The following is a 12,755-nucleotide window of genomic DNA, read 5'->3' as shown; positions in this document are numbered from 1 at the left end:
GACTGATTGTACTTATGTTGCCACCCAGTAATAATGGTTGCATCTTGTGGGCTTTCATGCATCCCAGGTGTTTAACAGAAAAGTTTAAATTAGATGAAAACTGATTTTTTATAAGCTACGCCGGGGTGGCTCAGCTGGTTAGAGCGCACGGCTCATAGGGTATTAAGCAGTGCTCTGACTTTTTCCTGGGATACCGTGAGGTCGCGGGTTCGAATCCCGCCCCCGGCATCTTGAAACCACTTTTTTTATTATACGCGCATGATCACCTCTTTATGGTAGCAATATATCACCAGTCATTTACAGAGTCCAGTTAATTATGCTATTCAGTGCCCTCAGGGCCACATCACCAGTCATTTATCGAATCCACTTAATCCCCTATCCTTATGCGGCAAGCCATACTGAATCCCACCGCTTCAATGCAGTGCCGGGTCATGAGGTGACCGTTAAAACCTGTAAAAATCATTAATATAATTCAGTGACATACCTATACTGTGACAGAATTTAAAGAGGGTTGGAATGCCTAGAAGATATGAGGGTATGGCGTACTGGGAGATGGTCAGCCGGCAGATGGGTCTCATTTCAAAGGCCGAACAGTTAAGGCTCAGGGATTCAACTGTTGCTGTAATTGGATGTGGTGGGATAGGTGGGGCTGCAGTTGAGATGCTTGCAAGGATGGGTATAGGCAGGATCAGGATAATAGACAGCGACGTATTTGACATCTCAAACATCAACAGACAGCTCATGAGCAGTTTTAGCGCCCTTAAACTCCCCAAGGTTGAAGTTGCAGCAGAACGCATCAGGACCGTGAATCCCTTCGCTGATGTGGAGGTATTTCATGAGTGTTTCACCGAAAAAAATGCCTCAACCATAATTGATGGGAGTGACGCCGTGGTGGATGCCCTTGATAACATAACCTCAAGGGTCATGGCATCCAGAAGATGCAGAATCCAGGGCATCCCCTTCATACATGGAGCGATACATGGATCCATGGGCCAGGTGAGTGTCTTCACATCTGATTCTCCATCCTATGAGGAACTTTTCAATCTACCATCTAGGGGCCTTGAACTTACAGGGGATGTTAAGTCTGAGCTTAAAGAACTATCCTCTGAAACTCCGCCAGTCATAGGGCCCGCAGCCAATCTTACCGGGTGTTTACAGGCGGCTGAGGTCTTTAAACTGATAACAGGAAGGGGTGATCTAATCATTGCACCAAGAATGCTGAAATTTGATCTGCTCCTTGGCGAACCATTCAAAATTGTTGAACTATAATAGCCAAAAAATATATAAACCAGTAGAAGGAAAGTTACTTCCGGTGACAGTTAAGCTCATGCCACGGAGGCATAACCCATGTCAGATAAGATTGGAAAAATAATAGCTAAAATGGATGAATGCGGAGTAAAATTCGTCCGCCTTCAGTTTGTGGACATACACGGAAAACCAAAAAACATGGCAATACCCCTGGTAAGGCCAGACCAGATAGAGGACATAATAAAGGACGGTCTCCTCTTTGATGGTTCATCAATTGAGGGATTCGTCGACATAAACGAAAGTGACCTGGTCCTCAAACCAGACCCGGACACCTTCTCAACACTCCCATGGAGGCCAGAGGAAAAAGGTGTCTGCAGATTCATCTGTGACGTATACTGGCCAGAAGGAAAACCATTCGAGGGAGACCCAAGATACGTCCTGAAAAAAGCCCTTGACAAATACTCCCACCTGGGTTACGAATACAACGTCGGACCGGAACCCGAATTCTTCATCCTGGACCAGGACGAAGATGGGAACATAATACCCCACGACTGCGGCGCATACTTCGATGTGGAACCAGTGGACCAGGGTACAGACTTCAGAAGAAAACTCGTGATGGACCTTGAGGCCCTTAACTTCGATGTTGAGGTAAGCCACCACGAGGTCGCCCCAGGGCAGCATGAGATAGACTTCAAATTTGACAAGGCACTTAAAACAGCAGACGCCGTCATAACCTTCAAGCAGGCAATAAAGGCCATAGTGGACAAGATGGGTTACATGGTAACCTTCATGCCAAAACCATTCTTCGGTGAAAACGGTAGCGGTATGCACTGCCACCAGTCACTCTTCAAGGACGGTGAAAACGTATTCTACGACCCTGACACCGAGACACAGCTATCAGAGGAGGCCATGTACTTCATAGGAGGGCTCCTCAAGCATGCCCCGGCACTATCAGCTGTGTGTGCACCTACAGTCAACTCCTACAAGAGGCTCGTGCCTGGCTATGAGGCCCCTGTGTACATCGCATACGGTCTCAAAAACAGGTCAACCCTTGTGAGGATCCCTGCATCCCGTGGTAAGGGGACACGTGTGGAACTGAGGATGCCTGACCCCTCATGCAACCCGTACCTTGCATTTGCAGCCATGCTGGAAGCAGGTATGAACGGTATACAGAACAGGATTGACCCCGGCGAACCGACTGAAATCGATGTATTCGAAAAATCCATCCCTGAACTCAGGGAAATGGGAATCGAAACCCTCCCATCAAGTCTGTGGGAGGCATACCATGCCCTTGAGGAGGACGACGTCATCAAGGGAGCCCTCGGGGACCATGTCTATGAGAAGTTCATGGAGATAAAGCACAAAGAATGGGACGACTACCGGGTGAGGGTCTTCAAGTACGAACTTGAAAGATACCTTGACATCTAACCCTCCTTTTTTTATTAAACTTTAAATAACCCCCTTCCCTATTTTTTATATGGTGTTTGCTGATGGCTGAAGAGACCAACCAGAAGATGATGGAGATTCTGAGGATCCTTGCAGAGCACGACGACGTCCTTGGAGCAAAGATAATAGCATCAGAACTTAAAAAGAAGGGCTACGACCTTGGAGAGCGTGCTGTCAGGTACCACATGCGCATACTTGATGAAAAGGGCCTTACAGAAAGGGTTGGTTACGCCGGAAGAAGGATAACAGAAAAGGGGCTGCAGGAGATAAACCGTGGCCTCGTCTACGACCAGGTGGACTTCATATTCTCAAAGTTCGAGAGTATGATCTACCGTACAAGTTTCAACCCTCATACCCTTGAGGGGAAGGTGGTTGTAAACACATCAAGGATATCCCCTGAATCCATCGAAACCCTGAAACATGTTATGAAAAACGGTTTCTGTTTGAGCCCCCGTGTAAGGCTCGAAGAACACGATGGGGAGTTTGTAATAAGTACCATCTGCGGGACAACTGTTGATGGTCTTCTGCTAATGAACGGAATCCCTGTAATACCCCAGTTTGGGGGGCTTGTGAGGTTCGAGGAGGGCAGGCCAGTGAACTTCAGGGAACTCATAGCATACAAGAAGACATCTATGACGCCTCTTGAGGCATTCACATCCGAGAACATGACCTCAGTTCTGGATGTCATTGAAAACGGAGAGGGGACCGTACCTGCAAACCTCCGCATCATGCCTGGAACCGCACGGGAGGAGGCCATTAAACTCTTCAGGAAACTTGAGGGAGCCGATATATCAGGCGTCCTCAAGGTGGGTGAGCCAGGGGAGGATGTCCTGGGAGTCCCTGTGGCTGATGGAATGGTTGGGGTTGCCATCATAGGCGGGATAACTCCACTCTGCGCAATACAGGAGGCAGGTTACAGTGTCGAGATTAAACTGGCAGAGAACCTCATTGACTTCAGAAACCTGGAGCCCCTCGTAAAACCCGAGGGGAGGTTGATGGCGTCTGCACCTGAAAGGGGTGTCAGGGTCCGATTCCTGCTTTCAAAGGCCTGGAACCTCATAAACAGGGTTGATTTTAACCACAGGGATTTTTCCGGGAGGGTAATTGCAAACATATCCCTGGTTAAAAGAGAGGATCTTGATGAATCCCTCGAGATCATACGTGACGTCCTGGGGAAGCGCCCTGAATTTTCAACCCTGCCACTTATAGGAATCACAGACGAGGGAAAAATGGCTGGAATTGCAACTGTCTGCAGCCTCACCCTGGACGGGATACTCATAAAGAACGGTATCATGTCCACGCCAAAGTATGGGGGCCTCCTTGAGGTTGGAGTTAGGGATCCCCGCTTTGTTGAGCTAACAGCCTACAGCGGATCATCCCTAGACCCCCATGAGATCTATGTTTCAAAGAATATGACCGCAGTTCTTGAAGCCCTTGATGGTCCCGGCAGGGTACTTGCAAGTCTCCGTGAGGTGCCCTACCTTGCAAGGGATCACGCCACAGACCTCATTGAGGATCTATCAGAAGCAGGTTTCAGCATACTGAAAATCGGAAAACCCAGTGAGATAGTCTACAACGCCCGTGTGGAGAAGTACCATGCGGGGATAGTGACCCCTGGAGGCCTGAACCCCCTTGCGGCTGTCCGTGAGGCGGGTATCGATGTAAGGATGAAGGCCGTTGAGGGGCTCATGGATCTTAAGGAATTCATGTATGTTGACGAGGTGTAGCCCCTATAGGACTAAACCCCTGATCCTGGAACTCATACATAACTTGTGTAAAACTTATTTTTATAATGATCATAAGATTATATAATCAGAGGCAAGGTGATTTATTTGAAAAAGGAAAATAGAATTGCAACTTGCGATGAACTCTGCAGGTACATAAGGGAAGAGGTTAAACCAGGGGATACTGTGAGGCTATCCCTCGGCCGCGTATACATTCCTGGAAAGGTTGTGACCAACAACGCGGGCGTCATACAGATAAAGATAGACAGCGACCTCATAAAGGGTCTTACAACGATTGACGTTGAGAAGCTGAAGGAATACCTCATTGAACTGGAGCACGAATGTGAGGGTGGGGTATGCGTAATTGAGGCTGTTGATGAATGAGGTGATTGGATGTTGGCTGTGGTAGAGATAGTTTCACTCATAGTGGCCGGATTTATAATTGTGAGTCTGATGGCCCATCTACTCAACAGAAAACCCGCATGATGTCCCCCTTTTTAATTTTTATTCTAGTCTCATGGTGGAACTGTATTACTCCATGAGTTCATCCTCAATGACGCTTTTTAATTTTTATTCTGGTCTCATGGTAGGGCGTTCCATGGCCCCCGCCTGTCCTTCCATCCTCGATCACGGTATTTATACACCCGCCCCTTGAGAGCCAGGTACCCCTGAATGACAGGGCGCATCCAGGATACACCTTATCAGAGGACCTTACAGTTGCACAGGTTCTGCCCGCACCCGATTCAATGGTTACGGTTTCACCATCTTCAAATCCTGTTTTTAATAGGGTCTCTGGATGTATAAAGACCTCCAGAAGCCTTTCTTCATCATATGGTTCTCTGGATCCTATCCATTCAGAGTTCATTACCGTTAAAAGTCTGAGAGATTTTTCATCCGGGATTCTGACCTCTGAGGGGATTTCTGATGGTAAGATGAACCTTCCACTCTCGGTATAGAATTTAAAATCCTCAAATGGAACCTCTGGAATTTCAGGAGATCTGTATGGTCTTTTTAGAAGATCATGAATCTCTATTCCATGGTAATCAAGGACTGGTGCTGCTATGATTTCAAGCCATTCCATGAGGGATCCCTCCATGCTATCAAGACCCATGAACTCTGACAGTCTCTTAAGAATCCAGAATTCTGACCGGCATTCCCCTGAGGGCCTGACTGCTGCATTTACAGGAGATATATAGGGGTGACCATAACTGCCCACCAGATCGGTTTCCTCAAGGAAGGTTGTTGCTGGGAGAAATATGTCGGCAGCATATGATGTGTCGTTGAGGAAGTGGTCGACCATGACCACAAGATCCATTTTCCTGAGGGCCCCCAGGGTTTTCATTGAATTGGGGCCCAGGTTCACCGGGTTGCCTGCAGTTATGAAGACACATTTCGCCTCAGGTGAATCCAGATTCTCAAGTTCCCTTCCAAAAAGTGGCATGGATATTTTTCTTCTGGTTTCAAGGCAGACCGATTCATCAAAACCGCCGTATTCATCAAATCCGCTGCTAACGCCCCCTCCACTGATCCCTATATTACCGGATATGGCGGCGAGTGCATCTATGAACCTGCAGGTTATGTGGGAGTTGAAGTACCTCTGCAGACCCCACCCAATTATTATGCTGCTCGGGACATCTGAATAGATGAAGGCAAGCTCATACATCATCCTTTCGGGAATCCCTGTGATCCCTGATAGTTCAGAGAGGCTGAAGGCATCGAGGACGTTCAGGTAGGCATCGAAGTTGTCTGCATGGTCCTCAATAAACCCCTGATCGTGGAGTCCCTCATCCATGATGATCTTTGAAAGTGCAATTGCAAGGTACATATCGGTGCCTGGTCTAACCCGGCAGTGGATATCTGCTCTGGCGGCTGTTTCAGTCCTTAGAGGGTCAACTGTGACGATGGTTTTCCCCTTGCGCTGGGCCCTCCTTACTATCCTCCAGAGGTTAAGGTCGGTAACTGCCGGGTTACGTCCCCAGATGAATATGTTTCTGCTGTTGAGGTGGTCGCTTGGTTCATGGGATATCCTTTTCCCGAAATCCATTTTATGGGCAGCTATGGCTGTACCTCCACAGAGTGTTCCCTCAAGGGTTGTTGCCCCCAGAGAATTGAAAAACCTCCGGTTAAGAAGTCTCAGGGCTGTTCTTGCACCAAATCCCTGATAATAGACTATGGATTCTGAACCGTATTCATCCACACATCTGTTCATCACATCAGCTACTGTTTGAAGAGCCTCATCCCAGGATACGGTCCTCCACTGATTTCCATCTCTCATGAGGGGTTTCAGGATCCTTTTAGGGGAGTAGAGCCTCATAATATGATATTTGGCCGTTTTTCTGCATAAAAATCCCCTGCTGTGTGGATGTTTTCTGTTTCCACCTATCGACCTTACAACTCCCCTCTTAACCCTGACTGTGAGACCACATGCGCCTGGACAGTCCCTTGTGCAGGTTGTGAAGACTCTCATGGGAGACCCATTATACTCTGCAGGATATGTTCAGTTCCGTGAGTGATTTCAGTATTGCCGCAGATATTCCATCATCTGATTCAAAGACTATAACACCCCTCCTTTTAGCCTCCTCAAGTGGTTTTTCCCCTATCCTTCTGCATATTACGATTTCACAGTCATCAATAAGGTCCAGGACCCGCCTCCATCTATCGTCGTGCTTTTCTATTTTTCCCCCATCCACCTTCCTTATTTCAGAAAATTTGATTTCATTATCAATCCTCTCAAAAACTATGAAGCCGTCTGCATCTGCGAAGTGTCTGTTAACGTATCTACCGTCATCCGACGCAACAGCTATCCTTATCACATGTATCACCCTCAATTTCATATCCCTCATCATAGTGGCTCTCGAGTATCAGGTTTGTGAGGGAGTCAACAAAGGCTATCCCCCCGGCGTATCCTGCTATTCTTATTCTCTGGGACCCCACCCTATCGTAAACCGGGAATCCAATCCTCATGAGGGGCACTCCAAGTTCCCTGGCTACCCTTGCGCAGTGGGAGTTTCCTATAAGGACGTCGATCTCTCTGCCAGCAAGGTTTTCCCTTAAGCCAAATATATCAACCCCACTCCGTGCCAGAAATCGGGACCCCCATTTACTCTGGAGCTGGCTGATTTTTTCATGGAAGTATCTGCTCCTGGAACCTGTGAAAACGTACGGCTGCATTCCCATCTCAAGTACCAGCGATGTTAATGCAACAGCATATGCTGGGTCTGCAAATATGGCCACTCTCCTTCCTGAGGTGTACTGATGGGAATCTATCATCGCATCCATCAGTCTACCCCGCTCCCTCCTGATGGAGCGGGAAATATCTGAATGGAAAAGATCAAGGAGGACCCCTAAAAATTTATCTGTACCTCCAAGACCTGCAGGGATCTGGAGTTCAATGTTTTTAACCCCGTATTTCTTTTCCAGGAACTCCCCTCCACCGTACCCCCCAAGGTTAAGGGTGGCCATGGAGCTACCTGCACCAGCTATTTCATGGATGGATGTTCCGTGACGTGTTATAAAATACGGGTCACCATCAAATGGTTCGTCAAGGGACTCAGAGTTATCGGTTATCATGAGAAAATCCACGCCGATTCCTTCAAGAATATTCTTTATCTCTGAGGTGTCTGCAGGGCTCATGATACCATTTATGATGTTTATTCTATCAACAGGTTCAGCATGACCCCTGACAAGTGATCTGAGAATGGATTTAACAGCGGCCTCATATCCATCCACGTGTGAACCTCTGAAGCCAGGTGATGAAACCGTTATAATCTCAGACTCTCCTCTTCCCCTGTGTTTATCCACTATTCTATCAATGTCATCTCCTATTGTCTCTGAGAGGCAACCTGAAATTACACCTATAACTTCAGGGCTGTACTGTTCTTCAACCGTCTTCAGGGCCCTTAAAAGGTTTTCTTCTCCACCATATACAACTGTAGCTTCACTCAGGGAACTTGAGGCTATATTCACAGGTTCTCTGAAGTGTCTTGTGAGCTGAAACCTCATATATGTGCTGCAGCCCTGTGAACCATGTATGAGTGGCATTGAGCCCCTGATGCCCAGAAACGCCATGACGGCACCCAGGGGCTGACAGATGGTTCCAGGATTCATTATGGTGCTTCTATGCTCCACCTGACATACCTCCTGGTCCTGATAACCTTTTTTTGCTGGCAATAGTCCATATGGGACTTTCCAGGGTTCTTTTAACCTCCTCGGCAAAATTCAGGAATCCTCCAAAGCCTGAGAATGGTTTTATCCTGTCATGGTTAAATTCACAGAAGGGTATTCCAAGCTTATAGGAGAGATATTTTTCCTTGGCCCCTGAAACAAGCAGATCAGGCCTGTACTTTCGCAGCAGTTCTGAAAGTTCAACTGGATTTGCATCATCAAAGAGTATCAGTTCCCTTCCTGACTTCTCCATTATCTTCAGGTAGTCTTCAGGGAGCCCATTCTGGGTTCCGCTCATTATCACCTCCATTCCAAGGTCCCCGAATGCCCTTATAAGGGACCATGCCTTGTTACCGCCCACGTATATTGCCACCTTTTTACCCTCAAGGGCTCTCCTGTAGCCCCTGATGATTCTATATGTTTTTTCTGCCATTGAGCTGATCCATTTTTCATCGCTGAGACCAAAGAAATCTGAAATTGATAGGAGAGAATCCATGGTCTCTTTTATGCCAAAAAAATTGACATTTATGTAGGGTATCCCGTATTTCCTCTTCATCTCCTCTGCAATGTAACCTGATGACTTGCTGCACTGTACAATGTTAAGCTGCGCTGTGTGGGCTTCTGAGATTTCAGCCACTGTTGAGTCACCGGTTATGGATGAAACCACGCAAATACCCATTTTCTCAAGTAGACCCTTTATCTCCCAGAGGTCCCCTGCAACATTGAACTCACCCACAAGGTTAACCGAGTTTTCCCTGACTTCAGCATCTCCACGCCCTATTATGTGTCTGAGAATAACATCGCAGGCTAGCTGGTGGCCGAGTGACTTGTTGAAGCTTCTGAATCCCTCAGACTGCACCGGTATTACCCATCTTCCTGTTTTGTTTTCTGCTGTTCTGCATACAGCCGCTATGTCGTCCCCTATAACGCCTGAAACACATGTGGAGTAGACGAATATGGCTGAGGGGGAGTGAATTTCACTTATCTCCAGTATACATTCAAGGAGTTTATCCTCCCCCCCAAACACCACATCCTTTTCCTCAAGACCAGTTGAGAATCCCATCCTGTAGAGTTCAGACCCTGAGCTTCTGCTTCCCCTGATGTCCCAGGTGCATGCAGCGCATCCCACAGGTCCATGCACAAGGTGGGCTGCATCCGTTATGGGCATGAGGACAACCCTCGCCCCCCCATAAACACATGACCTCTGGGTTACCATGCCTGGAAGTGATTCACGATTACAGCGTGGCCCTGACCCGCTGCAGCTCCTTGTGAAGTGTTCTTTTCTGGGGGAGAGTGTCTCTATAACCGCTTCAGGGACCTCCTCAACCTTTAGATCACCTGCGGTGCCCGCTGAAAAATTCTCTTTACTGCTGCAGTTTCCAGTGCTGTGGTTCATAGTATTCCCTGAGTACTGTGTTTGTTATTCTGTTTATGAGATTCACTGCCCCCCTGTAGCCTGTGATGGGCACCCTCTGATAGCCCACCCTGTCATATACCGGGTAGCCAACCCTCACAAGGGGTATTCCAAGGTCCTGGGCTATGAGTCTGCCATCTGAGTTTCCTATCATGAGGTCAACAGGTTCCTCTGCGAGTTTCGCCTCAAGTGCCCTGAGATCTGATTTTATCATGACATTTATCCTTTCACCTGCCTCAGATGCCACTGTCTTCATCCTATCAAGGAATAGTTGGTTATCTGTTCCTGTGCAAGTGTGGAGTGGAACCATCCCAAGTTCACAGAGGAACCTTGATATTCCCGCAACCATGTCAGGGTCCCCGTAGACCGCGGCTGTTCTTCCAGAGAGGTACCTTGAACTGAGGTCCGCCATTGAGTCAATCAGGATGCCTCTTTCATCGAGCAGTTCATCATTCACATCACTCTCTGAAATCCTGGCTACCGTGCGAACAAATTCATCTGTATTGCGGACCCCCACTGGTATGGAGTACTCACCCGGTACCCCGAATCGCTTTTCAAGTGTATTCACTGCTTCATCACCATACATGGTCATTGTCACTGTTCCAATACTGCTTGATGAGTCCTCTATTTCAGAAACCCGTGTTCCTCCACGGGGGTAGAATGGCATCTTCTCTGTTTTTGATGGTCTGAGTGGGGAATCAAAGGGATCTGAGGTATCAGTGAGTATGATATGGTCAATGCCCATAAGGCCCAGGATGTGTTTTATCTCCCTTATGTCGCCAGGGTTAACTATACCCGGTATCACGTTGAGCCTATGGTTACAGTCTCCATCCTCCCTGGCGAGGGTCTCTATGAATGATTTTATGGCATTTCCGTATCCCCTGAAGTGGTTTTCAACGAAGCTGGGTGTTGATATGTGGACCAGTTTTGTCTGGAACCTGTCTCCAAGTTCATCCCTCAGTTCAGTCTCAGCGACCCTCATGAAACCATCCACGTCATCCCCTATTATTTCACTTGAGCAGGTGGTTACAATTCCCACAAGGTCGGGTCTGAGTCTCTTCACAAGGTTTTTAACACCGTTTATTATGTTACTTCTACCTCCGAATACGGCAGCGTCCTCATGAAGCGATGTGACGGCTATCTCTGCGGGTTCTCTGAAGTGTCTGTTAAGCCCGTATCTCACAAAGGTGCTGCAGCCCTGGGAGCCGTGAACCAGGGGCAGCCCCCTCCTTATACCCAGTGTTGCGAACATTGCACCGAATGGCTGGCAGGTCACGAGGGGGTTTATCACAAGTTCCCTTCCCCTCTCCATCACGTTTATTTCTGGCATCAGTTAACATCCTCCTCGAATTCAAGCAGATCCCATACAGGATTGTATATTGCCGCGTACATGTCCCTCGCCAGATTAAGGAATCCCTCAAAGCCTATGTATGGCCCGTTTTCATATGAGTGGATGAGTATACAGGGCACTCCAAGTTTATGGGCGAGGTATTTTTCCTTTATTCCTGATAGAATGATGTCTGGCCTGTATTTCTCGATGATCTCCTCGAGTTCCAGTGAGTTGGGGTCGTCCACTATCACTGTGCCCTCCCGGACCCTTTTCTTGATCTTCTCGTAGCCGTCTTCGTGTTCGAACATTGTTGAAACTGCAACCACTTCCATTCCAAGTTCGTCCTCGAGTGGTCTGGGAAGATGCCAGTTTTTCGGGCCTCCTGAGAAAACCCAGACCCTTTTACCCCTGAGTTTATCCCTGAGATACTGAATCTCTGGACCTATTTTTTCCATTCTGTCCTCTATCACCCTCTCTGCCTTCTCTGGTATTCCGAAATACTCCCCTATTGCCATGAGGTTTTTTCTGCAGTATTCCATTCCAAAGAAATCAACCTTCATGTAGGGGACGCCATATCTCTCCTCAAGGAGCTTTGCAATGTAGTTTGCTGATCTCTGACATCTGACCAGACTCAGCTTTGCCCTGTGCATCCACTTTATCTCGTCGTGACAGCAGTCGCCTGTGAATGTGCTCAGGACGTTTATCCCCATCTCCTCAAAGTATTTTTTCAGAACCCAGAGGTCCCCATCGATATTGTACTCCCCTATGAGGTTCACGTCATATTCCGTGGTTCTGGGGGGCTCTGCGGTTCCCACCAGGTCCTCAAAGAGGGTGTAGTTGGCAACCTGATGTCCCTTTGACTGTGTTGGACCCGCAAAGCCCGGAGCGTTTATTGCAACAACATCCTTACCAATCTCCTCTGAGACCTCCCTTGAGATTGCATCAATATCGTCCCCTATGAGACCTGTTGTGCATGTGGCGTAGGTGTAAACCGCATTTACCTCTGGAAATTCCCTGACCGCCTCCAGGATGCACCTTTTGAGTTTGTCCATACCACCAAACACCACATCAGACTCACTCAGATCCGTTCCGGTTATGTATTTGAGGTTGAAGTTTTCTATTGGGAACATGCTTCCATCAGGCATTTTCTGTGATGTGGGGTATCTCTTTGTACCGTAGCCATATGCTGTGCATCCAACAGGTGAATGGATAACGTGAAGCGCATCCTTTATTGCCCCTGTTATCACACCCTTTGCACCTGCAAATGCGCATCCCCTTTCTGTCATACAGCCGGGGATCGTTGTCGTGTTACATGCTGGTATGTCCTCCTGGGGATCCGCCTCCTTCTTTACATAGATGTGCTTTTTTCTATCTGGTATTTCAGCATCGACATCAAACAGTTCAAATGGCATTTTCAATCATCCTTTGA

Annotated in this window: 10 protein-coding genes and 1 tRNA gene; 5 read left to right on the top strand and 6 right to left on the bottom strand. The window is 47.8% G+C overall.

Annotated features, from left to right (window positions below; translation table 11 throughout):
• Nucleotides 1-119: 119 nt before the first annotated feature.
• The 5 genes from QFX39_RS03300 to QFX39_RS03280 all read left to right on the top strand — a co-directional run bounded on the left by QFX39_RS03300 (nucleotide 120) and on the right by QFX39_RS03280 (nucleotide 4,802).
• Nucleotides 120-228: transfer RNA gene (locus tag QFX39_RS03300), tRNA-Met, on the top strand.
• Nucleotides 229-516: 288 nt separating this feature from the next.
• Complete coding sequence (locus tag QFX39_RS03295) at nucleotides 517-1,269, top strand: HesA/MoeB/ThiF family protein (protein ID WP_300477478.1); 753 nt, start codon at nucleotides 517-519, stop codon at nucleotides 1,267-1,269.
• Nucleotides 1,270-1,347: 78 nt separating this feature from the next.
• Nucleotides 1,348-2,676 (top strand): type I glutamate--ammonia ligase, encoded by a 1,329-nt coding sequence (gene glnA / locus QFX39_RS03290; protein ID WP_300477477.1) that lies wholly within the window; start codon nucleotides 1,348-1,350, stop codon nucleotides 2,674-2,676.
• A gap of 62 nt (nucleotides 2,677-2,738) precedes the next feature.
• Nucleotides 2,739-4,421, top strand: coding sequence for a DUF128 domain-containing protein (locus QFX39_RS03285; RefSeq protein ID WP_300477475.1), 1,683 nt, complete (start codon nucleotides 2,739-2,741; stop codon nucleotides 4,419-4,421).
• Between the two features lie 96 nt (nucleotides 4,422-4,517).
• Nucleotides 4,518-4,802 (top strand): DUF2097 domain-containing protein, encoded by a 285-nt coding sequence (locus tag QFX39_RS03280; RefSeq protein WP_238523376.1) that lies wholly within the window; start codon nucleotides 4,518-4,520, stop codon nucleotides 4,800-4,802.
• A gap of 166 nt (nucleotides 4,803-4,968) precedes the next feature.
• Here the strand turns inward: QFX39_RS03280 and QFX39_RS03275 are convergent, their stop codons facing one another.
• Genes QFX39_RS03275 through QFX39_RS03250 form a run of 6 tightly spaced genes read right to left on the bottom strand, consistent with a single transcriptional unit; the run spans nucleotide 4,969 to nucleotide 12,738 of the window.
• Nucleotides 4,969-6,885 (bottom strand): molybdopterin-dependent oxidoreductase, encoded by a 1,917-nt coding sequence (locus QFX39_RS03275; RefSeq protein ID WP_300477472.1) that lies wholly within the window; start codon nucleotides 6,883-6,885, stop codon nucleotides 4,969-4,971.
• A 10-nt stretch (nucleotides 6,886-6,895) separates the two neighbouring features.
• Nucleotides 6,896-7,231, bottom strand: coding sequence for a NifB/NifX family molybdenum-iron cluster-binding protein (locus QFX39_RS03270; protein ID WP_300477470.1), 336 nt, complete (start codon nucleotides 7,229-7,231; stop codon nucleotides 6,896-6,898).
• On the bottom strand, nucleotides 7,203-8,546 hold the full coding sequence (locus QFX39_RS03265) for a nitrogenase component 1 (RefSeq protein WP_300477467.1): 1,344 nt from the start codon (nucleotides 8,544-8,546) through the stop codon (nucleotides 7,203-7,205). The genes QFX39_RS03270 and QFX39_RS03265 overlap by 29 nt, the downstream gene beginning before the upstream one ends.
• Complete coding sequence (nifE, locus tag QFX39_RS03260) at nucleotides 8,536-9,978, bottom strand: nitrogenase iron-molybdenum cofactor biosynthesis protein NifE (protein WP_300477466.1); 1,443 nt, start codon at nucleotides 9,976-9,978, stop codon at nucleotides 8,536-8,538. The genes QFX39_RS03265 and nifE overlap by 11 nt, the downstream gene beginning before the upstream one ends.
• Nucleotides 9,947-11,326 carry a nitrogenase component 1 gene (locus QFX39_RS03255; protein WP_300477464.1) on the bottom strand — a complete coding sequence of 460 codons (1,380 nt, stop codon included), beginning with the start codon at nucleotides 11,324-11,326 and terminating at the stop codon, nucleotides 9,947-9,949. Before QFX39_RS03255 ends, nifE begins: the two co-directional genes overlap by 32 nt.
• Nucleotides 11,326-12,738 carry a nitrogenase subunit alpha gene (locus QFX39_RS03250; RefSeq protein WP_300477462.1) on the bottom strand — a complete coding sequence of 471 codons (1,413 nt, stop codon included), beginning with the start codon at nucleotides 12,736-12,738 and terminating at the stop codon, nucleotides 11,326-11,328. The genes QFX39_RS03255 and QFX39_RS03250 overlap by 1 nt, the downstream gene beginning before the upstream one ends.
• Nucleotides 12,739-12,755 lie beyond the last annotated feature (17 nt).

Origin of the sequence: Methanothermobacter sp. (assembly GCF_030055425.1) — an archaeon.
GTDB lineage: Archaea > Methanobacteriota > Methanobacteria > Methanobacteriales > Methanothermobacteraceae > Methanothermobacter.
The sequence above is the reverse complement of the archived record's forward strand: the minus strand, read 5'-3'. Positions and strand labels throughout refer to the sequence as shown.